We start from the raw sequence: 19,955 nt of genomic DNA on the forward strand, positions 1-19,955 counted from the left end.
TTCACTCCTTCCTATTCTTCCCCAATGTAGATGATATCACTAATCGTTCTTCCACCATCTGCTGGCTGATTAACATATTCCCCATCGTATACCATCGCAGAAGATTTTCCACCGTCTAGATTGTATGCGACTTGGCAATCTAGTGAAGACATAATCCCCGCAAGCTCACTTAATGTAACACCACGACTATAGCCTTCATCTCGTCCATCAACGACAACGAATACATAGTGTCCTGGTTCAATATAACCAATGGCAGCTCTTGGATTTTCCGTATTTAGATAGGAAGTTGTGTTAAAGGAAGAAGATATATTTCCTCCCTCATCAAGTAGTGAAGGTCCAAAATTCCATGCTTGCCATGCTCCTGCTGCAATAACCTCATCTGCATCGAATTCATCTGGGGAATAGGTTTTCATCGTTCCATCCGTAAATAATACACAGATATCGGTTCCTGTGATATCCTCTCGGTACAAAACACCATTTCGAATTACCACACTGGTATCTGTATTCCCGTAGTAATCGCCTGACATTGCCAAGATTGCATTATATTCCTCAGCCATATCCTGCACACTTTCCCGAATGTTCTTGCCGTATTCACCGGAAGCAAATCCTGTTCGAAGATACGTGATATTACTTACCTGTACATCAGCAACATAATAGGTAACAGTATCCGAACCAGATCCTGTTGTTACTTTGTTAACTGTGATCTTCGCTTTGTCATCAGCATAATTCTGAATCTCCTCTACCGTCTTATCTACTTCTTTCATAGATTCTCCAGCACTTGTATCCGCTTCCTGTTCACTGGTATTATCATTACTCACATTTCTTGATACACGATCGGAACGTCCTGAGCCAGAAGGTTTCTCTCCTTTACTACCACGTTTTGACGTTGTCTCTCCTGTATCTGTTGTGGAATCAGATGTGGATTTTTCTGTAGTTGACTCCTCAGATGAAGCTGATTCCTGATTATCCACTTCTAAGGAAAACTGTTCTGTCGTAGGATCTGTAGATGCAACGACTTTTCCTTTGTTATTGGAATAATGGGGTAATACATAAAAGTATAAGAGAAAACTTCCCATACATATTAGGTATAATGCAACATCTATAACAATCATAGCTGGTATTGGCATACCATTTTTATGCTTTTTCTTCCTTCCACTTTGGATCTTCTGCGTATTCTTTATTGATTCATTTTTCTCGTCTATAGGTAACAATTTTTCATTCTCTGCTTCCTGCTTTTCATTTATCGGTTCCTTCATATCGTCTCCTTCTTTCCAACATAAATGTCATGTTCTTTTTTACTCTTACTTCTATTTTTGTTAATGCTTTACGTTCTATGCGACTGTCGCTAGCTATACGAATACGTGATACTCATACCTCCACTGACTCTTTCTCCATATGGAATACATAGTGTTTCTGTATCGTATAACTCACGAAAAACATGATGCATTCCACTAGAATCTTAGAAAGATATACATTGGGGAGGACAGTATGAACCAAACAGAGTAACAGTATCGTATTCATTGCCAATATTATGAGAACAAGTGTAAAGTATCGAATGGCAGAACGCACGATATTCTCTTTGTTCTGAAACACATACCGTTTATTCATACTATAATTACAAATCGAACTGACCACTCTTGCTCCTAGATTACTAGGCACCACCGCTTGTTGTACACCAAGTGCAGCACATAACAAGTGCAAGATCCAATACATTCCATAATCAATTAAGAAGGAAAGAAAGGAAGAACAGGAGAATCGAAGAATCTCCTTGTATATCCGGCAAGAATCCTTGATCACCCGAAAATGTGAGGACTGATTTTCTTCTATGTACACCGTTTCAATTGGTACTTCAACAATATTAACTTTGTCCCTTGCACATTGGAGTAATACATTCATCTCATATTCATATCGCTCTCCTTCAATATGTTCCATATAAGGAATCATCGATACAGGAAAAGCCCGCAATCCTGTCTGGGTATCCGATACCCTGACTCCAGTTGCCAAACGAAAGATGCCTCTTGTTACCGTATTCCCAAATCGACTCCTCGCTGGAACATTACCAATGAATGCTCGACATCCAAGTACAAAGGAATCGGTCTCTCCTGCTTTTTTCGCCACTTTACGAATATCATCGATCGTATGTTGGCCATCGGCATCTGCTATAACGATGCACCGATTCTTTATCGCCTGTTTTTCAATATAGGAGAGTGCCGTTTTAATGGCACTTCCTTTTCCTTGGTTCTTCTCATGATGTAAAATAAGGGCATACGATTCAGCCTCTGTAAAAAGCTCTGCTTTCTGTATTCCACTTCCATCATCTACAACAATAATCTGTGCCTGTGTCAGGCTACAAGAAATCTGTTTTAATAATAATAACATCTTCTCATCTGGTTCATATGCAGGGATAATGACCACGACTGGCTTTTCTTGCATTCTATTCCTCCTATTGGATAATGACAATTCTATACGATCTATGTTTGTTTGGTTGGTTACCATACGTAATCCGTGCATTGGCTACTTGCTATACTTATTAAGGACGATTTCCACGGTTTCCTTTGCCACCGCCCATTCCTCCACCAATCATACCACCAGTTCCCATACTGCTGTTATCTCCCGCTGTTACGGTCACACTTTGTGATCCAGCTGTTATGGTATAACTTTCTCCTTTGACTAAGTCTGGAGCAGAAATGGCTACCATGGCAAATGTTTTCGTTGGGGTATATTCATAAACCACCTTTCCATCTGCATCGGTTACAGTTACCTTCGTTCCGCCTTCGATGGTACTAGAAAATGCTGTTGCAACTGTTGTTTGTGTAGAATCCTCTGATGGAACTTGTGCCATTCCTGCACTACCCGCCAGATACAATTCTCCGCCTGTTATCTCACAGGTTCCATTGTAATCTAAGGCTCCATTGCCATCACCTGTTGGTCCATCTACCGTTATTACTCCACCACTAATCTCCATACTACCATTGGAATCCAAGCCATCTCCTTGGGCATTCACAGCTAAAGTACCTCCTGTAATTGTTAACATACCAGCCGTTGTCTCACTAAACTGGTTCTGGCCTGCTCTTCCGTTAACAGAAGATCCATCATTACCACCAGAGATATTGACTCCATCATCTGAAGCAATTACAGAGATTACACCATCATTTATCGTTATGTTCTGACTCTCTAACCCTTCATAGCTTTTATTAATCGTAATCGTTCCACCTGCTAATAACATGTCATAATCACTATGTATTCCATCGTCTCCAGAAGTGATCTGGATCTCTCCTGCATCGATTCGTACCGCACTATTGGAATGAATGGCATCGTCTGTGCTATTCATTACAATGGTACCACCGAATACTCCGATGGCATTGGTTGCCTTCAAAGCTTTCGCACTTGTTGAACTGCTCTCTGTTGTTTCTTCTGTTGTTGCTGTCTGTGTTCCACCTGTTACTGTAACTGTGGAATCCTTTGTCGTATCCGTACCACCCATCGCAGTATCTCCATTCATCTTACCGCCCATCATACGGTTATCATTGGAGCTATGATCAATAATCTCTCCTTCTGTAATGATGTTCAGATTACCCGCATTGATGATTACCTGTGTCTCTGCCTGAATTCCATCTGCTCCTGTTGTTAACTCCAAATTTCCTCCATCAATGATCACCATGCCTTTTGTGGAATCCTCCGTATTCGTAGATTTGATTCCATCTCCTTTGGCTTGAATCGTAATCTCTCCATCCAATATGTTCACAGAATCCTTTCCTACAATTCCATCATCTTCTGCTTGTATGGTAAGGTTTCCTGATATGATCTGTAGATCGTCTTTTGATGTAATCGCATCTTTGTAGTTTCCTGTCACGGTTAATGTTCCGGTACCATTTATGATTAACTCCGTCTTACTATAGATTGCTGCTGTTGCTTCTTCCTCTTCACTGGTTGCTTCATACGCTGCACCATCTGCGATGCTATTCTCTGTACCATCTTCTACAGTCAGATACATATTCTTCGTATTTTTTATTAGAATTGCCGCATTTTTTGTATTCGTTATATTGGCGTCATTTAGTACTAATTGTACATTCTTATCCTCTTTGGTATCTACTACTATTTGCCCATCTGTCAATGTTCCGGATAATACATACGTTCCGCCTTTTGTAATGGTTGCCACATTATCTTCAACAGTTACACCACTTCCTTCCGCCTGAATGGTAGTTCCATCAAGCGTTATATTCACTGCTTCTGAATCAGCCCACGAACTATCCATCGCATTATCAGAATACTCTCCTTGTATAGAAACTACTTCTGTTGCCTTCATCGTTACCGCTTCCGTTGTACTCCCATCTGTTGTTTCATCCGTGGTTTTGGTCGTATCTTCATCGGCCTCCTGCTGCTCTGTGGTTTCTGTTTGCGCAGCATTCTGTGTTTGTGTGCTATCTGTCGATGACGTTTTTCCCTGACATCCCACCAACGTGAAACACAATATGACTGTCATCATATATCGTAATAATTTTCTTCTAATCATAGGTCTACCTATTCCTTTCTTGGTACAAGTCCCATATGCCCCATCTCAAGCAGTGTAATCGTGTAGTACTTTTATAACTCATCTGAACCAATTGCAGGTCTTCCACAGATGATGGTAAGATTTCCATTCCTGCATCGGATCTCATCAATGAACTTCTTCTGTAATCGTTCCTCTTTCAACTCAATTCGATAAAGCAACTCATACATGCTTCCCATATTGGTTGTTTTCACTTTAACAAGTTCACTTTCTTTTGTGTACTTCTCCAACAAGTCATCAAAAACTTCGGTATAATCCAAACTTTCTGGTATTGTAATCTTAAGGTCTTTTGTTGCACTCTTACTCTCTGCAAATCTGGTTCTGCTTAATACGACCATTCCAATTGCAATACAACCTGTAATCAATCCTGCATAACCAAGGAAGCCCATTCCTGTTGCAAGCCCGATCACCATAGCAAAGAAAATGGTACTGATATCTCTTGAACTTCCTGGTAAGGAACGGAAACGAACTAAACTAAAAGCGCCCATAACCGCAACACTGGTTCCAAGATTCCCATTCACTAGCATAATAACGCTTTGTACAAGTGCTGGTAACAACACTAACGTAATTACAAAATTCTTTGTATATTTTCCTTGTAACATATACGCACCTGCAATCACAAATCCTAATATAAGTGATACTACGGTGCAGATTATTGCACTATGTATGGATAACGATCCTTCAATTGAACTAATTACACTATTAAACATATACTTTCTCTCCTTTATTCTTCATTATTTTTTTCATATAGAAACGACCGTATTTGGAAAATGTGATTGGATAGATTTCCAAATCAGACAGGCTATCTACTAGCCACATTGGATACGCTCCTGCTACCTTAATCTCCATTAGTACATAATGGGGATCTAGAAGAAGATCTCCATTATCTCCTTTTGCCAGATCAAGATCATATTCTCGATTTCGTATATTCCAATCGAATGTGATTCGAATACTGTCATCTTGTTTTCCGAACATGGCAACTCGGTCATAGGCGATATACATTTTCTTCACAGGTTTATAGTACTGTAGAAAATAATCAATTTCTCTCATTATTTGACTGTTAATTGTAGGATGAATTCCTTCCTCTAGATATGCCCTTGCCTCCTTAAGAGGCAACTGCACTCTTCGTTTATATACAATCCCATCGTATTTCTTCTTTATCTCAATGAAGGTCTTATCTCCTTCTCCTGGAACTCCATAACTACGAATGCGTAGTTTCTCTTTATAAACAGGCTTGCATAATGAATTACGGATTAATGCATCATTGGTTGTGTCATAATATACATTGCAGATGGTACTAAGTCCATACTGGTCAATCTCCATATACTCTTTGATTCGATCACGTAATTGTTCGTATTGTTTCTCATTTAACAGATATTTCTTTTCAATTCTTTGAAAGATTTCATTACTTTTTTGCATTTACCTCACTCCTTTCAAAATACTTTCATTTGGTCTATTGCTTCAATCCATATAGAAAAGATAACAAAAAAAAATGTTCGGAGTTTGATAAAACTACGAACATTCTGTGAAATCTATTTTATGATCTAAGTGATAAAAGAAGATTTTCATGTTTACGGGTCAACACGCCATATTCACTTCCTCGCGAGCTAGGCGTGAAATAACCTTTTGACCCTTGTATTATTTTATTTTAATGGTAAATTGTCAAGAAAATATACTAAGAAACGCCAGTATTACTTGCACTCCAGCACTTTACACCAAAGTAACCTGGTGTTTATTATCGTAATACCTGTTGCATGAGTACTTTCATATTCTCATAAATTTCACAATTCTCATAAGCAAAATCCTTCGCCATAGACAGCATGTTATCTAGTGGAATCTTCTGTAACTTTGGTATCACGACATGATTCCTCTGTAACACATACAAAGCAGCACGTAGACGGAATTGAAGTAGATAGCGTTCTTCCTCTGTAATCTGCGTAAAATCTTTCTCTGCGATTTCATCAAGAAGTTTTCCTGCTTGTTCCTTTTCTATATCCTGTGTCCATTCCTTCTGAATCTGACTTACGAGCTTCATCCAATTCGTTTGATAGGTAGGTGAAATTAAACTCATGAAATGTGCATCTTTGTAGCACCAAAGCAACCAGTCTATTTCTCTCTCTTCCATAAGTTCCATGGTATCCTTCACCAGTTCAATGGTATACTCTGGTTCTCCACAATCTGCCCCATAACCATACTCACCACAAAATGCAGGACAACCAAATTGCTCTCGAATCTGAACCAACTGATCCAGTCCATTTGCAATTTGTTTCATACGTTCCTTTCGGTCCAAATCTCTTTCTAATAGATTTGGATGCCATACGGTAGGGTAATAATGAAACCCTAAGGCAATCTGACTGTCATCAAAGTGCTTCAATCCAGAGAAGTCCATGGAGAATTGGTCTCCTTCTAATACGATGACATGGTTCTTGTCTACTTTTCGAATTTCTTCAATCGTTTCTTCATAGAATTCATTCATGCAATCCCAGTTTGCCATAGCTGGCTCATTCAATAGATCATATCCCATTAAGTATGGCTCCTCACTGTATCTTGCAGCAATTGCACCCCATAATTTTGTCATTTGACGTCGTAATACTTGATATTTCCAAAAGAGAGGTACTCCATAGGAATTATCGGAATGCCAATCTGGATTTTGTGCTCCCGGTGTAGTATGTAAATCCGGCATGATGAAGATTTCATATTTTTTTCCTAATGCAAATAAACGATCGAAGCAACGAAAACCTTCTTCTTTCCATTCTCCAATCCCATTATCATTGATAAATAGACGGTAATTAAATGGAACTCGAATAAAATTCACGCCACACGCCTTCAATAATTGAAAATCTTTTTCTCCCAAAAAAGAATCCCGATAAACTTTGAAAAATTGACCTGCTCCTTCTTTCCCATAAACCGTTTCAAATGCAGATTGAATCATCTGATCAGATGTAGGAATACCGAACATAAAATGCTCCAGATTCAACCATGTTCCTACTCCAAATCCTCTTAAGCGGATTTTCTCTCCTTTATAACAAAAATGTTTTCCTACTACTTTTATAAATTCCATCCTTGCCTCTCCTTCTTGTATATTCTTTCCAACCTTGTTTATTTCACATTGATTGAGGATGTAACTAACTTATCCATCTTCTATTCGTATCCTCCATCTTACACTTCGTTCCGGCAACTTACTATGGAATTATTCTACAAGATATACAGCAAGAAAAGGAGTTTACTCATGCAAGCTACGTTCTGCCAACAGGCGTTTTTTATTGCGATAAAGAGTGAATAAACCAGAGCCAATGATTAATACAAAGAACGTAAACAAAAGACAAAGTACCAGTTCTCCTTTATGCCCATTCTCTCCATACTCTGCCCAACATTTTACAAAATACATGAATTCCAGTGGAAAAATAACGGATAATAGCGTAATGATCCGATTCAAGTGTTGTAGTCTGGAATCCAAATCAGAGAACAGTTGGAATTCTCCCTCATCCTTTTTCTTACGTAGATATACCCAACGCATATAACTTCCGCACATGTCAATGCCTGCTTCTTTTAGAAACAGAAGGTATTCCTGTCCTTTTTCTGTATAAGGACCGTGTTCTAAAAATTCAATTCGATAATTGTATTCCTGTGAACTATTCGTATCGAATGTATAACGTATAAAACTTACATCCACTAATTGAAATCCACGATTCGACATCTGATTCAGCCATCGTTCTTCTTTTTCAAACTGCCATGCCCAAAACCATCTATACTTCGTTAATGACATATTCCTCTCCTCCTATAATCCCTTCGCCATTCTTAACCAATTCATGTAGCCGTTTTAATTCCTGTTCAACCACATATTTACCATTCTCTGTAATGATATATTCTTTCTTTCGACTACTACTTTCCCCTGGTAAAGACTGAATCCATTGCTTCTCTACCAGTGTATTGATGGCACCATACAATGTTCCTGCTGCTAATCTTACTCTTCCCGCTGATAATTCTTCAATTGTTTGCATGATTCCATAACCATGCATCGGTTTATATAAGGTCAGTAGAATGTAATATACAGCCTCTGTCAGCGCCACTGACTCTGTGTTTCCCATTATGATCACCTTTTAATTTTATTTCGGTCACCAATATAACGGCTGCCGATATAGTTTATTATATCGGCAGCCGTTATATATGTCAACTATTTTCTACTCTTTTCTATTATCATGCTGTCGAATCTCGATTTTCTCTGTCCTCTACCATTCCTTTTACACAAGGAAAGAGCCTGTTTTCTTTGAAAGTTATTGTATTTTATAAAATATCGCGTTATAATTATGTATATTTATACTTACTTATGAATACTTATAAACCCTATTCTATAATTATTCAATACGTTACAAACCCATAAGGAGGTTACATATAATGAAAACAAAGATATTTATCGATGGAAGCGAAGGAACTACTGGGCTTCGTATTAACGAACGTTTTGCTGGACGTGATGATATCGACTTGATCACCATAGACCCTGCTTTAAGAAAAGACCCAACAGAGGTAAAAAAGAAGATTAATGAATCGGATATTACATTCTTGTGTCTTCCTGATGCTGCAGCCAGAGAGGCTGTTCAATTAATAGAGAATGATCATGTTCGCATTATTGATTCTTCTACTGCACATCGTACCGAAGCTGGCTGGGCTTACGGTTTTCCAGAATTATCAGTCGAACACAGAAAAGCAATTGAGACAGGACGTTTTGTCGCTGTTCCAGGTTGTCATGCAACCGGATTAGTTTCCCTTGTTTACCCACTGGTAGCTGGCAATATTCTTCCTAAGGATTATCCTGTTACTAGTTTCTCCTTAACTGGTTACAGTGGTGGTGGCAAAAAAATGATTGCAGAGTATGAAGAGGAATCTCGTGCAATGGAATACTCTGCTCCAAGAGAATATGCTCTCAGTCAACAACATAAACACCTAAAAGAGATGAAATACATTCCTGGCTTAACAAGAGAACCATTATTTTCCCCAATTGTTGCAGACTATTACAGCGGAATGGTTGTTTCTCTTCCTCTATACACGTCTATGTTAACAGGAACTCCTTCTCCAGAAGATATACATGCCTACTTAACGAACTATTATGCAAATCAACCATTTATCAAAGTTATGCCTTTGGGTTCGGAAGCAGATAGCCGTGGTTTCCTAAGTGGCATTAGCTGTACAGGCTGGGATGGTTTACGAATCTTTGTTACAGGAAATGAAGAACGTATGGTTATCTCTTCTCAATTCGATAACCTTGGAAAAGGGGCTTCTGGTGCTGCCATCCAATGTCTTAACATCATGCTTGGTTGTGATCCAACAAAAGGTTTGAATCTGTAAGTACTAATAGACGATCGGTAATAAAAAAACAATTTTCTTTAATCAAATGTTCTGTTTTTGAACATTATTTAAAGAAAATTGTTTTTTATTTTTGTTGTTTTATGCTAATGCAAAGTTTGTATTAGATTGTAAAGAATGTTACGCTTGTTGCTGGAACGGTAAGCATTCCTGCTTTTAATGAAGCTTTATCACCATAATGATACAAGACTTGTTTTGCTTCCTTGGTTTCTATCTTACAGGTTACTTCTTGTCCGGATGGATTGATGGCAACTAACACCTGTTGTGTCTTTCCATCTCTGCGATATACAAGGGGATATGCATGATCCTCTACATATTCAAACGCAATCGTTGCATTGCTTTGTAATGCTTCATTCTCTAATCGAATCTTTGTTAATGCTTGTACATGATGAAGTAAAGAATCCGGATCTTCTTCCTGTTTCTTCACAGTTGGGCGTTGTTCATTGGTATCCATCGGAATATAGAGTTTGTCCGGACTTGCTGTAGAGAATCCGTCATTCACTCCATCCCCCCATTGCATTGGCGTTCTTGCACCCGTTCTGCTAAATCCACCTTCAACTGATTGCAGATTTTCTACATATTGCATACCAATCTCATCACCGTAATAGATAAATGGTGCTCCTGGCATCGATAGCAAGAATGCAAACGCAATCTTCATCTCCTCTTCATCAAGCCAATGGCGCATACGTGGCATATCATGATTTCCACTAGGAATACAGATTAATCCTTTTCCATTGGTAGCTTGATAGTTCTTCTTATAGGTATCGACAAATTCCTTGCAATCACCTTTTCCTCTTTTTGAGAAGAATGGCTCATCCACGCGGAATAGGTCCATATAATGAGAAGGGCCAAAATGTAACAAAAAGTCCATATGAAAACCACCCTTCAGCGATTTATCTGGTTCTCCCCATTCTGAAATCATCGCCGCATCAGGATATCGCTCTTCCATAAACGTACGTACCTTTTGCCAAAAAGCAATGGTTGCTTCACCACTCTCATCGCCTTTTACCATACTGCCTGCCATATCAACACGGAAACCATCACAACCCATATCTAACCAGAATGCCATAATATCCTGCATGGCAATACGAGAAGCCGTTGCTTCTTCAGAATCCGGTCCAAATTGCCAGCTTTCCGTTGGATGTGCAAATCCATAATTAAGAGCTGGTTGTGTAGAGAAGAAATTCACCGCACAGGAGCCATCACGGTCCGATATACCACGTATACACCCCGCTATGTTATTGACTCCATCAAAACCTTTCCATATATCATCTGTCCATATATAACGATCTGTATATGCATTCTTTTCCGCTTTCATTGATTCCTTGAACCATGGATGTTCCACAGATGTATGTCCAGGAACCAAATCCAAAATTATATGCATATTCCTATTATGGATTTCTTCAAATAATTCTCTTAATTCTTCATTGGATCCATAGCGTGGTGCAGCCTTATAGTAATCTGCAACATCGTATCCTGCATCAGAAAAAGGTGAAGCAAAGCAGGGATTCATCCAAATTGCATTACAACCTAATGCTTGTATATGATCCAATCTCCTCTTGATTCCGTTAAAATCACCAATACCATCTGCATTGGAATCTTGAAAACTTTGTGGATAAATTTCATAAAATATTGCTTGATCTAACCATTCTACCATAATTATATATCCTCTCTTTCATCACTATTGGTTCACTCCTAATAGTAGTATATCTCTGTTATTTATGATATACTTGTATAAAATCCATGTAAAATAACACAATTTCCATCTGCAAGGGTCAACAAGTCATATACACGACCGGCTTGCACATAAGTGTATATGACCTGGTGACCCGCTAAACATGAGCAAGTAGCGCCTTTGCGCGGATTGCGAATGTTTAGAATTGTGGGAGTTGCTATGCAACGGAACAATTCTTGTATCGCAAGGGTCAACAAGTCATATACACGACCGGCTTGCACATAAGTGTATATGACCTGGTGACCCGCTAAACATGAGCAAGTAGCGCTTTTGCGCGGATTGCGAATGTTTAGAATTGTGGGAGTTGCTATGCAACGGAACAATTCGTGCATCGCAAGGGTCAACAAGTCATCTCAATCTAGGAGGTCTCATGAAAGAACAGTATAAGGAGCAACGTACACGAGGTAGTATTCTATTTCCCTTTGAACAATATAATATGATAAATCCAGCAGGGAATCTCTTCGTACCTTATCACTGGCATAATGAAATTGAGTTAATCTACCTGCATTCTGGTACCCTGACTCTTTGGATTGAAGAGAATGAATATCATCTAAAACCTGGTGATCTGTACTTTATCAATATGGAAACACTCCATCAATTTGCTTCCAATGACCGCAGTACCTGCTATTTTGCCTATGTATTCCCATTGGAATCCCTAACGTTCTCTTCCTCCGATTATTGTGAAACGCTTTTGCAACCTTTGCTTAACCACTCCTTACGATTTCCAGATTATCTTTCCAAAAAACACCCTTTGTATCAAACGGTGCAGAAAGAAATTATGGAATTAATCCGGCTTAATGAAGAAAAAGAGTATGGATATGAATTAATCACGAAAGCCTGTATATTAAAAGTGATTGGATATCTGGTTCACGGAAATCTACTTGTTTCTCCTACTCACCAGCTGCATCAGACCTTTCTACAGAGAAATGATAGTAAGAAACTAATCCTTTCTTATATTAATAATCACTATGAAACCGCAATCCACCTAGAAGATCTAGCGAAACTACTCCATATGTCTCCCAAATACTTCAGTCAATATTTTAAGAAGAATTTCTCTATGACGTTTATGGATTATGTAACCCGTTTTCGCATAGAAAAAGCCAGCATCCTATTACGTGATACCAGCTACCCTGTTATGGAGATTGGTTTTTTAGTTGGTTATGAAAACTTTAGCTATTTTATCCGAACCTTTAAACGAATTCTAGGGATGACTCCTGCCAAATACCGTATTGCTTCCTCAAAAAAGGAATGTTAGACGTATCCAACATTCCTTTCTGCTCAGTGACCGTATAAATTGTTTTGTTTCTATACTCTTATCTTAGTTAATTTTGAATGCATCAGCAACTTGTTGATCTGCATCTTCAATTGCATCAGCAGCTCCATCAAGTTGTTTTACAATTCCTTCCATGACAGCTGGGAAATCCTTTGTCAACATTGGACTAAATGTATCAGTGAATGTGATAACAAATTGCGATTGTGCAGCACCTTCCCAACTTGCTGTTACCTCCTCAATCTTACTATTTAGAGCTGCAACTTCTTGATCAATCGCCTCTTTTTTTGTTGTAATGAAATCAGCAGCATCTCTTAATTCTTGTGGTGTCATTTTAATTGTTAACATATTCTTTTTTCCTCCTAAATATATTATTTATAATCTCGGTTTGAACCGAAGTTACCAATGGTTTTTATGAATTAGGAATCAAGACCAATCGCTAACTCATTTGCTTTTTGAATCAGCGAGTCATACTCTGTCTTGGCATACCCTAATTCCGTTTTTAAGAATTCTAGTACTTTTAGATATACATCTACATTCTTCGCCCAGCTATCATCATACTTTTTAAAGAATGCCTCCCCACCTTCACTTTGCCAGTAAACTGCTTTTAAATCTTCAATTGTTTTTGTTAGATCTTCTTTTAATGTGTCAATCTCTTTATAGATTGTCTCATACTCCGTAATCGCTGTTTGAATTGCAGCTGTATCTACCTTCAAGTCGTACATGTCCTTCACTCCTTCTATTGGGGAATATACATCGTAGGATTCATTGTTTTCGCAATAGCAATTTCTTCCTCTGCTTTCTTGTCTTCTCCTTTAGCACGTAAGATATGGCTCCGAATTAAATGTAAATCCGCACTATTCTTATAGATCAACATAACATAGTCTACTAATTCCAGTGCCTTATCATATTCTTCGATATCTTTTAAACACATACAGCGAAACAGATAACAATCAAAATTCGTTGAATCTTCAAATGTTCTCTTTCTATAGTACGAGATTGCCTCCAAGTACTCCTTTTTATAACCCATTCCCATCTTCTTTACTGCAACTGCCTGATAATACCAACCGGCGGTACTAAAATTATCTGCTGGTTCAACTTTTGTAAGAAGTTCCGCATGACTTAACAGTTTTGCATATTCTCCTAAAATCATGTAGATGTTCAATAGATAGTAGTGGCTTTCCGTATCAATCTGTTCTACCTGTTCATATAGAATTGCATCTTCTAATAGCTTGGCTGCTTGCTCTAATTTTTCCTGTTGCATATACAACTTTGCCTTTTCTACCATTAGATTTCTCATATCTTCATCGGAAGTTGTCATACCTTCTAATTTTTCTATATATGTAATCGCTTCACTTGATTTTTGACGTACTGCAAGAAGTCGTATACGATCAAACATAATCTCTGTATCACTAGGAAACAGAATTTCTGCTTTATCAAGAACCTCTTCTGCCTCGTCATACCGATTTAACAATATATACGCTCCTGCAGTCATATGATAGCCCTCGAACTGATCTGGACAATTAAGTATTAATTCCTTGCTGGCTTGTAATGCTTCTTCGAACTCTCCTATTTGTAGATATAAAGATGCTTTTCGTACACGATAACTTGGTTCAATTGGATCCTGATAAATGGCTTTAGAATAGTTACGAATTGCCATATCAACATTTCCATGCTGTTCATATACCAGGGCTAAATTATAATAGATCCGGCTATCTGCATATCCTAGCGAGATGGCTTTATTATAGTTCTTAACCCCTTCCATAAAGTTATCTAATACAAACGCTACATTCCCGAGATGATAATAAATATTGGGATTTTCTCGATCGAGTATCTTGGCTTTTTCAAAACTCTTTTGGGCTCGAGTATACTCTTCTAGATTGGCATATATAATTCCCTCTGTAATATAGATCTCTGTTTCCATTTGATCGATCTGTTTTGCCTTATCAAGATAAAGTAATGCTTCCTGATATAATCTTTGTCCAAGCAATAGTTTTGCCTGTTGTATGTATTCTTGTGAATCCTCCATTATTATCTTGTTCTTTACTGACATGATGAAACCTCCTTATATCGTAATGTACATTTATTCTGTGTAGAATCCTTATATCTGCATTGCCAACACTCCACATGGTCTGTATTCTTATACACCTGATCACACTTTAGCTGATTCAAGCATTCATCACAGCCTCTTCTCTCAATCTCCTCGCATTCTTCTACACAATCAATCATCTCTCTTTTTTTCCGTCTAAATAATCCCATGGTATCTCCTTTATCCAATAGAAAACTACTGCTCCTATTCAGACGCTATCGTTTTCCATTCAATTTGTAAATCTGTGGCTTTTACGATCTCTGACTTGAATTCCTCAAGATATTCCACTGGATATACCCAGTAAATATGATAGGGTTCCTCTAAGTTACCTGTATTCTTACTTTGATGATCGACTTTACCTGATATATAATCTACGTACTGTGTCTTTACTGATATTCCATACACTTCAAATCTTTGCTGGCATTCGTTCCAGATAATCCTTGTTATGTCGTTATATTCGAAGCTGATCTCTGTTTTCATCCTACTACTTGTGTTTCGCATACCGTAAACATTTTGTAATTCAGTATCCGTTAGTAGCAATACTTCGTCTATTTTTAATTGTAATGCTCCTAAACACCTTCCCTTACGTACATAGGTACTTATAACATAGGCGAGAAACAATAGAAAGCAACAGCCACCTGCCACTATGAATGTATCACCAACTTGCTCATAACCATAATAGTTTTCCCTTGTAAGCTCTGTATTTGTCATTTTATTAATCCAATAAATCGAAAAGATTGTACAACTAATACACGCAGCAAGCAGCATAAATCTTGCAAATCTGCTACTCTTCCATCTTGGATGTACTTTGTATATCGTCTTGCGCAGATATTTCAACCTTTTTCTGTCCGTCTCATATTGCCTCATTCCAAATCCTCCTTATCAAATTAAACTTGATCAGAATGTTGTAACCGGTTTTATATTGCCTAAATGTTCGGATATACTTCCTATACTCTCCTTAATGCTTTTAATATTATCCATTCCTTCACTAAAATTATTGGCCTTGGAATCCATGGATTTGTAGATTTCCTTGATCCTTCCTGTGATATCTGACATGGATACGATGTTAATATCTCCAGATGAAGCACTTGTACTAAAATTCGTCAAACCAGTGCTCGTCAATTTTAAAATGTTCTTCATACCCTTAACATTATCTATGGTATTGGCGCTACTCATTTTCCCTACTGTATCACTCCATACTTTCGTCGCATTCTTTCCTACTTCAACTTTTAGTAAACCAGCATAACGGCTTCTCGCGTCCGCTGATGTTGCCAAACTTGTTGCTGTCTGTTTGATATTAAATTTCCATTCATAACGGATCGTATCCTTGATCGTTGCAGGGTTAAAATGAAAATTCACATCCGCTTTAAACTTTGATGCAATCTGGCATCTTACATTAGGATTGGTTACTAATGTCTTCAATCCATCTCGGAAGCTCTTAAATGTTACAACTGCATCTCCTTTTACATTTCTTGCAGACTTATCTAAAAACACTTTTAACAGTCCTTTGCTTTCATTTCCAACTAAGTTCTTAATAGCTGGTAATCTCTTGCCTAATTCCGCTACACTAGATACAATCGTGACAACCGCACATCCTGCTTCAACAATATCGATTCCTCCTGCCAAGACACTTAATGCCGTATTTCCTGTTTTACTTCCTGTATCCGTCTTTCTAAGTAAAGTTGTAAACTTTGTTACCTTGGATAGCTTCAATGCGTATGCCGGGTCGGAGCTTTCACACGCGATTGCCTTCCCATTCTCACAGCAGGTTACCAGACCATCTATGATTGCAATGCTTGATCCTATTATTGCACAGATTGCTACAAGTCCCACTCCCCCGGTTAGAACTGTTACGGCAATTACAGCAACTGCGATTCCGATACATACAATCGCCTTTCCTATATTCGTCCAATACTTTCCACCCTCATAACGATACCAATCCTTAACGCTGTCCCAGGTATTATCAACCCAGTTTCCCGCATGAGAGAATCCATTACTGATTGTACGTGCTAAGTCTCCGGAGTTAGAAAAGCCACATGACAGATAGGTAAAAAACTGTGTAACAGGATTTATCTTCATATTGTTGTTACTCCGGAATTCTTCTGCATCCTTCTTGAATAAATCAGCAACTTTTTTATCGATCGCTTTTGCACCTACGGTATCATCATCTACGAACTTTTCCAGTTTCGCTGCATAATCCGTGTAAATGGTACTTTTCTTCTGCAACTTCGTAATCTTATCATTGACATTACCAATGGTATTACTTGTATATGTTGTATTACTCCCCTTCAAATCATCAATCTTATTAATAATCTTCTTTTGCAATGCGCTTACATAATCGTCTGCAGATTCCGCCACATTTTTTGCATGTTTTGCAGCTTTATATATATGATCATAATTAAGTACAATCGTTCCCATATAGACCTCCTTTGTAATTTACTCTCCCACAAACTCTTATACCTACATTCGGTATTCTATTTCGGTGTTCCCTTCTTTTTTTCTTCCTCTTCTTTTCTTTCTCTCTCTTCCTCTTCTTCGATTTGACGTTCCAAGGATGAGATCTCTGCTTTTATCGTATTGATTTTATCGTTGGCAGCGGATTTATCTAACACAAGATTGGATCTCGCCGCTGATAAATCCCCATCTTCCCCTATACTTTTTTCCTTGTTCGCCTCAATTTGGCCATTCACCGTTTGTATATGTACATGGTCCACAAAACCATCTTCACTTTTTTCAATTAGCTTATCTATGTATGTATTAACGTCATCAATATCATCAACGAATTTGCTATCTAGATTTGATATAATATCTCCTAACTGTTTATATCGTTTTTCATAAGTTTTGAGTTCCTCCTGCTTCTCACGAAGTTGTTCTTTTAAACTCGATAATGCAGACATCACGATACTCCTTTCCTAACTCTCTACGGAATACTTAATTGCTTTTGATACCTCTTCATCTGCTTCTACATACGTAACCTCTGCTTCCTGTAAGGAACTATAGATTTCATATAGGTCATCTGAGATATCTTCAAACTTCCCCTTTAATAACTTATACTGGTATTCGAATTCCTTTCGTCCTTTTCCTTCCCAAGTATCCAATAATGTTGTTGATGTTGTTTCAATTTGTTTGATATAGGTCGTAAAGTCCTTGCCCGCTTGTTCGAATTTTTTGCAAGCTGCTTCAAATCCACTTGTGTCTAACGTCTTTACTCCTTTTATCGATTGATTTTCTGTAGACAACCTAGCCCCTCCGTTCTCATTTCTTACATTGCTTTTTAATCTAGACCGAACCTTCCCAATCGTTTCTGTATCATACCATAATTCTTTCCAAAAATGTTAAAATCCTGACAGATGACATCAAATCCTGACAGATGACATCTTTTTCCCTTTATTTTACATATTAATTTTTTAGAATAGTATTATCTAATTCTATTAGTTGTAATGCGGCTTTGTGACTTCCTTCATTTCTTTGAGAGTAGATTCTCCTTGGTTTGGAGTTGGTGGTATGTAAAAACGACAAAGTTTTAATTAAATAAAAATACAATCTATCAATATACATTTTCTATTTTGAAAAGATATATTGATAGATTGTATTTTTTACTCGATAAAAGGATTTTATTTTCCTTGCTTTGCTCGCTTGTCACACATATTGTCTTCCACTCTTTAGACAGTGTTGACCTACCAGACTTGGTTAATTCGGTGCTCTATCGTTCGCCCTACTACCTAACTTTCCACGCTTAGAATATGACAGTACTGCCACAAACCCAGGATTGCTACTAATGATGTGTTAGCATCTTATCAGACGGGATTTCCACCCGCTAGACGGTGCGCCTTTTGCTGGGCGCACCGAAAGTATAACCATATTAAATATAGACAACTATATACTAAGTGCCACTTCATTATTAGGTTCTTCTTTTAAAATTTCCTTTTCTATGTATCTTGCTTCTACTTCATCCACTAATTTTTCAGGTTTATTGTAAAAAAATAAAATTCTTTCTAAGTTTTTAATACTTTTTTCAAGAAGAATTAATTCTCTAGCATGAAATAGTGCAATTGAATATGCTCCTTCTATAAAACATAATGGATTAAGCATTATGTCTATTGCTAATTCTATCCAGCCTGCTTTTTGAGTTTTATTTATCATATACTGCACAAAACAATATACACTTATATTCTCTGTATCATAAGCAATAGTCATCATCATATCTCTTATACTATCCTTATCCATACTTTTACATAATTCTTCTATAACTTCATATTTTCCTTGAAATAAGTTTCTTTTTAATTCTTCCATAATAGCTTGCTCCTTCTTTAATGATTTACCCATGCATCTGAAATTTTTATAGTGCCATCACTTAATTTAGCATATGTAACTTCTACTTCATATCCATTAATCATAGCTTTTTTTGAAAAAACTGATTTATATGGTCCTTCCATCCCAGTATCCATTTTCACTTCATATTTTCTCATTTGGCACTTAAAGTGGCTATATCACTGGATTTGTATACAATCAGGTAAACATTAGTTCTGTGGAAGATTGATTTTTTCCATCTTGGAAAATCCGATGAAATCCAGTCTTCGCAGAACCACCATAAGAAAATGTCGGACAATTTCTTTCGTATACCTAGGGGCGAATTTCGCAATAAGGTGTCCTTTCCCCTTTAGGTAAATGACAAAAAGCTATTATTAATCTCTGTGTGTCATTCTGTACCGACCCCCAAAAGTTAGACCTAAAAAATCTAATGATTGGAGATCGGTATTTTTATGGCAAAATATAGTTATGAATTAAAGAAAAAGGTTGTTACTTCGTATCTATCTGGAGAAGGTGCATACTCACTAGCAAAAAAATACGAAATAACGCACAAAACATCTATTGATAACTGGGTTAAAAGCTACCAAGCAGAAGGTGATAATGGATTATTGCGTTCTAGACAAAATAAAGCTTATTCTTT

General features: G+C 37.6%; 22 protein-coding genes. 3 read left to right on the forward strand and 19 right to left on the reverse strand.

Translation table 11 applies throughout. From position 1 onward, the window contains the following. Positions 1–11: 11 nt before the first annotated feature. The 8 genes from HBB17_RS03155 to HBB17_RS03190 form a co-directional block, all read right to left on the reverse strand. A complete protein-coding gene (locus HBB17_RS03155; protein ID WP_238483659.1) occupies positions 12–1,256 on the reverse strand; it encodes a phosphodiester glycosidase family protein in 1,245 nt (414 codons plus the stop codon). A gap of 112 nt (positions 1,257–1,368) precedes the next feature. Next, a complete protein-coding gene (locus tag HBB17_RS03160) occupies positions 1,369–2,433 on the reverse strand; it encodes a bifunctional glycosyltransferase family 2/GtrA family protein (RefSeq protein WP_167955681.1) in 1,065 nt (354 codons plus the stop codon). Between the two features lie 97 nt (positions 2,434–2,530). Then, positions 2,531–4,513 (reverse strand): carbohydrate-binding domain-containing protein, encoded by a 1,983-nt coding sequence (locus HBB17_RS03165; protein WP_167955683.1) that lies wholly within the window; start codon positions 4,511–4,513, stop codon positions 2,531–2,533. 71 nt (positions 4,514–4,584) lie between these two features. Continuing rightward, positions 4,585–5,259 (reverse strand): DUF4956 domain-containing protein, encoded by a 675-nt coding sequence (locus HBB17_RS03170; protein ID WP_167955685.1) that lies wholly within the window; start codon positions 5,257–5,259, stop codon positions 4,585–4,587. Then, a complete protein-coding gene (locus HBB17_RS03175; RefSeq protein ID WP_167955687.1) occupies positions 5,252–5,968 on the reverse strand; it encodes a polyphosphate polymerase domain-containing protein in 717 nt (238 codons plus the stop codon). Before HBB17_RS03175 ends, HBB17_RS03170 begins: the two co-directional genes overlap by 8 nt. 316 nt (positions 5,969–6,284) lie before the next feature. Further along, entirely contained in the window at positions 6,285–7,610 is a 1,326-nt protein-coding gene (locus tag HBB17_RS03180) for a glycoside hydrolase family 5 protein (protein WP_167955689.1), read from the reverse strand. 162 nt (positions 7,611–7,772) lie between these two features. Beyond that, positions 7,773–8,315 (reverse strand): DUF2812 domain-containing protein, encoded by a 543-nt coding sequence (locus tag HBB17_RS03185; protein WP_167955691.1) that lies wholly within the window; start codon positions 8,313–8,315, stop codon positions 7,773–7,775. Beyond that, positions 8,296–8,637, reverse strand: coding sequence for a PadR family transcriptional regulator (locus tag HBB17_RS03190; protein WP_167955693.1), 342 nt, complete (start codon positions 8,635–8,637; stop codon positions 8,296–8,298). The genes HBB17_RS03185 and HBB17_RS03190 overlap by 20 nt, the downstream gene beginning before the upstream one ends. Positions 8,638–8,944: 307 nt before the next feature. Between HBB17_RS03190 and argC the strand changes: the two genes are divergently transcribed. Next, positions 8,945–9,892, forward strand: coding sequence for an N-acetyl-gamma-glutamyl-phosphate reductase (gene argC / locus HBB17_RS03195; protein ID WP_167955694.1), 948 nt, complete (start codon positions 8,945–8,947; stop codon positions 9,890–9,892). 121 nt (positions 9,893–10,013) lie between these two features. Here the strand turns inward: argC and HBB17_RS03200 are convergent, their stop codons facing one another. After that, a complete protein-coding gene (locus HBB17_RS03200) occupies positions 10,014–11,567 on the reverse strand; it encodes an alpha-amylase family glycosyl hydrolase (RefSeq protein WP_167955696.1) in 1,554 nt (517 codons plus the stop codon). A gap of 448 nt (positions 11,568–12,015) precedes the next feature. Here HBB17_RS03200 and HBB17_RS03205 point away from each other — a divergent pair, with 448 nt between their 5' ends. Continuing rightward, positions 12,016–12,900 carry an AraC family transcriptional regulator gene (locus HBB17_RS03205; protein ID WP_167955698.1) on the forward strand — a complete coding sequence of 295 codons (885 nt, stop codon included), beginning with the start codon at positions 12,016–12,018 and terminating at the stop codon, positions 12,898–12,900. A 63-nt stretch (positions 12,901–12,963) separates the two neighbouring features. On the opposite strand, the gene HBB17_RS03210 is transcribed toward HBB17_RS03205, so the two are convergent. From HBB17_RS03210 to HBB17_RS03255, 10 genes are all read right to left on the reverse strand, one after another. Then, positions 12,964–13,263 carry a WXG100 family type VII secretion target gene (locus HBB17_RS03210; RefSeq protein ID WP_167955700.1) on the reverse strand — a complete coding sequence of 100 codons (300 nt, stop codon included), beginning with the start codon at positions 13,261–13,263 and terminating at the stop codon, positions 12,964–12,966. A 71-nt stretch (positions 13,264–13,334) separates the two neighbouring features. Next, complete coding sequence (locus HBB17_RS03215; protein WP_167955702.1) at positions 13,335–13,640, reverse strand: WXG100 family type VII secretion target; 306 nt, start codon at positions 13,638–13,640, stop codon at positions 13,335–13,337. Positions 13,641–13,654: 14 nt separating this feature from the next. Next, positions 13,655–14,968, reverse strand: coding sequence for a tetratricopeptide repeat protein (locus HBB17_RS03220; protein ID WP_167955704.1), 1,314 nt, complete (start codon positions 14,966–14,968; stop codon positions 13,655–13,657). Then, a complete protein-coding gene (locus HBB17_RS03225; RefSeq protein ID WP_167955706.1) occupies positions 14,959–15,174 on the reverse strand; it encodes a hypothetical protein in 216 nt (71 codons plus the stop codon). The genes HBB17_RS03220 and HBB17_RS03225 overlap by 10 nt, the downstream gene beginning before the upstream one ends. 34 nt (positions 15,175–15,208) lie before the next feature. After that, the gene (locus tag HBB17_RS03230; RefSeq protein WP_167955708.1) at positions 15,209–15,871 is read right to left on the reverse strand and encodes a hypothetical protein; all 663 of its coding nucleotides are present in this window, start codon (positions 15,869–15,871) and stop codon (positions 15,209–15,211) included. A 30-nt stretch (positions 15,872–15,901) separates the two neighbouring features. Further along, entirely contained in the window at positions 15,902–17,422 is a 1,521-nt protein-coding gene (locus HBB17_RS03235) for a hypothetical protein (protein ID WP_167955710.1), read from the reverse strand. 56 nt (positions 17,423–17,478) lie between these two features. Next, positions 17,479–17,901, reverse strand: a complete 423-nt coding sequence (locus HBB17_RS03240; RefSeq protein ID WP_167955712.1) for a hypothetical protein — start codon at positions 17,899–17,901, stop codon at positions 17,479–17,481. 15 nt (positions 17,902–17,916) lie between these two features. Next, positions 17,917–18,243 carry a WXG100 family type VII secretion target gene (locus HBB17_RS03245; RefSeq protein WP_167955714.1) on the reverse strand — a complete coding sequence of 109 codons (327 nt, stop codon included), beginning with the start codon at positions 18,241–18,243 and terminating at the stop codon, positions 17,917–17,919. A gap of 637 nt (positions 18,244–18,880) precedes the next feature. Next, on the reverse strand, positions 18,881–19,297 hold the full coding sequence (locus HBB17_RS03250; protein WP_167955716.1) for a hypothetical protein: 417 nt from the start codon (positions 19,295–19,297) through the stop codon (positions 18,881–18,883). 17 nt (positions 19,298–19,314) lie between these two features. After that, on the reverse strand, positions 19,315–19,473 hold the full coding sequence (locus HBB17_RS03255) for a polymorphic toxin type 35 domain-containing protein (protein ID WP_167955718.1): 159 nt from the start codon (positions 19,471–19,473) through the stop codon (positions 19,315–19,317). A 294-nt stretch (positions 19,474–19,767) separates the two neighbouring features. Between HBB17_RS03255 and HBB17_RS03260 the strand changes: the two genes are divergently transcribed. Beyond that, positions 19,768–19,955, forward strand: a 188-nt coding sequence (locus HBB17_RS03260) for a helix-turn-helix domain-containing protein (RefSeq protein WP_167955719.1), incomplete at its 3' end; no start/stop codon positions are given.

Origin of the sequence: Anaerosporobacter faecicola, from assembly GCF_012070565.1 — a bacterium.
In the GTDB taxonomy this organism is placed as follows: Bacteria; Bacillota; Clostridia; order Lachnospirales; family Lachnospiraceae; genus Anaerosporobacter; species Anaerosporobacter faecicola.

Bases quoted from the DNA above. Each gene is read 5' to 3' on its own strand.
- HBB17_RS03155 (WP_238483659.1), bottom strand. From the start codon at position 1,256: ATGAAGGAACCGATAAATGAAAAGCAGGAAGCAGAGAATGAAAAATTG.
- HBB17_RS03160 (WP_167955681.1), bottom strand. From the start codon at position 2,433: ATGCAAGAAAAGCCAGTCGTGGTCATTATCCCTGCATATGAACCAGAT.
- HBB17_RS03165 (WP_167955683.1), bottom strand. From the start codon at position 4,513: ATGATTAGAAGAAAATTATTACGATATATGATGACAGTCATATTGTGT.
- HBB17_RS03170 (WP_167955685.1), bottom strand. From the start codon at position 5,259: ATGTTTAATAGTGTAATTAGTTCAATTGAAGGATCGTTATCCATACAT.
- HBB17_RS03175 (WP_167955687.1), bottom strand. From the start codon at position 5,968: ATGCAAAAAAGTAATGAAATCTTTCAAAGAATTGAAAAGAAATATCTG.
- HBB17_RS03180 (WP_167955689.1), bottom strand. From the start codon at position 7,610: ATGGAATTTATAAAAGTAGTAGGAAAACATTTTTGTTATAAAGGAGAG.
- HBB17_RS03185 (WP_167955691.1), bottom strand. From the start codon at position 8,315: ATGTCATTAACGAAGTATAGATGGTTTTGGGCATGGCAGTTTGAAAAA.
- HBB17_RS03190 (WP_167955693.1), bottom strand. From the start codon at position 8,637: ATGGGAAACACAGAGTCAGTGGCGCTGACAGAGGCTGTATATTACATT.
- argC (WP_167955694.1), top strand. From the start codon at position 8,945: ATGAAAACAAAGATATTTATCGATGGAAGCGAAGGAACTACTGGGCTT.
- HBB17_RS03200 (WP_167955696.1), bottom strand. From the start codon at position 11,567: ATGGTAGAATGGTTAGATCAAGCAATATTTTATGAAATTTATCCACAA.
- HBB17_RS03205 (WP_167955698.1), top strand. From the start codon at position 12,016: ATGAAAGAACAGTATAAGGAGCAACGTACACGAGGTAGTATTCTATTT.
- HBB17_RS03210 (WP_167955700.1), bottom strand. From the start codon at position 13,263: ATGTTAACAATTAAAATGACACCACAAGAATTAAGAGATGCTGCTGAT.
- HBB17_RS03215 (WP_167955702.1), bottom strand. From the start codon at position 13,640: ATGTACGACTTGAAGGTAGATACAGCTGCAATTCAAACAGCGATTACG.
- HBB17_RS03220 (WP_167955704.1), bottom strand. From the start codon at position 14,968: ATGTCAGTAAAGAACAAGATAATAATGGAGGATTCACAAGAATACATA.
- HBB17_RS03225 (WP_167955706.1), bottom strand. From the start codon at position 15,174: ATGGGATTATTTAGACGGAAAAAAAGAGAGATGATTGATTGTGTAGAA.
- HBB17_RS03230 (WP_167955708.1), bottom strand. From the start codon at position 15,871: ATGAGGCAATATGAGACGGACAGAAAAAGGTTGAAATATCTGCGCAAG.
- HBB17_RS03235 (WP_167955710.1), bottom strand. From the start codon at position 17,422: ATGGGAACGATTGTACTTAATTATGATCATATATATAAAGCTGCAAAA.
- HBB17_RS03240 (WP_167955712.1), bottom strand. From the start codon at position 17,901: ATGTCTGCATTATCGAGTTTAAAAGAACAACTTCGTGAGAAGCAGGAG.
- HBB17_RS03250 (WP_167955716.1), bottom strand. From the start codon at position 19,297: ATGGAAGAATTAAAAAGAAACTTATTTCAAGGAAAATATGAAGTTATA.
- HBB17_RS03255 (WP_167955718.1), bottom strand. From the start codon at position 19,473: ATGAGAAAATATGAAGTGAAAATGGATACTGGGATGGAAGGACCATAT.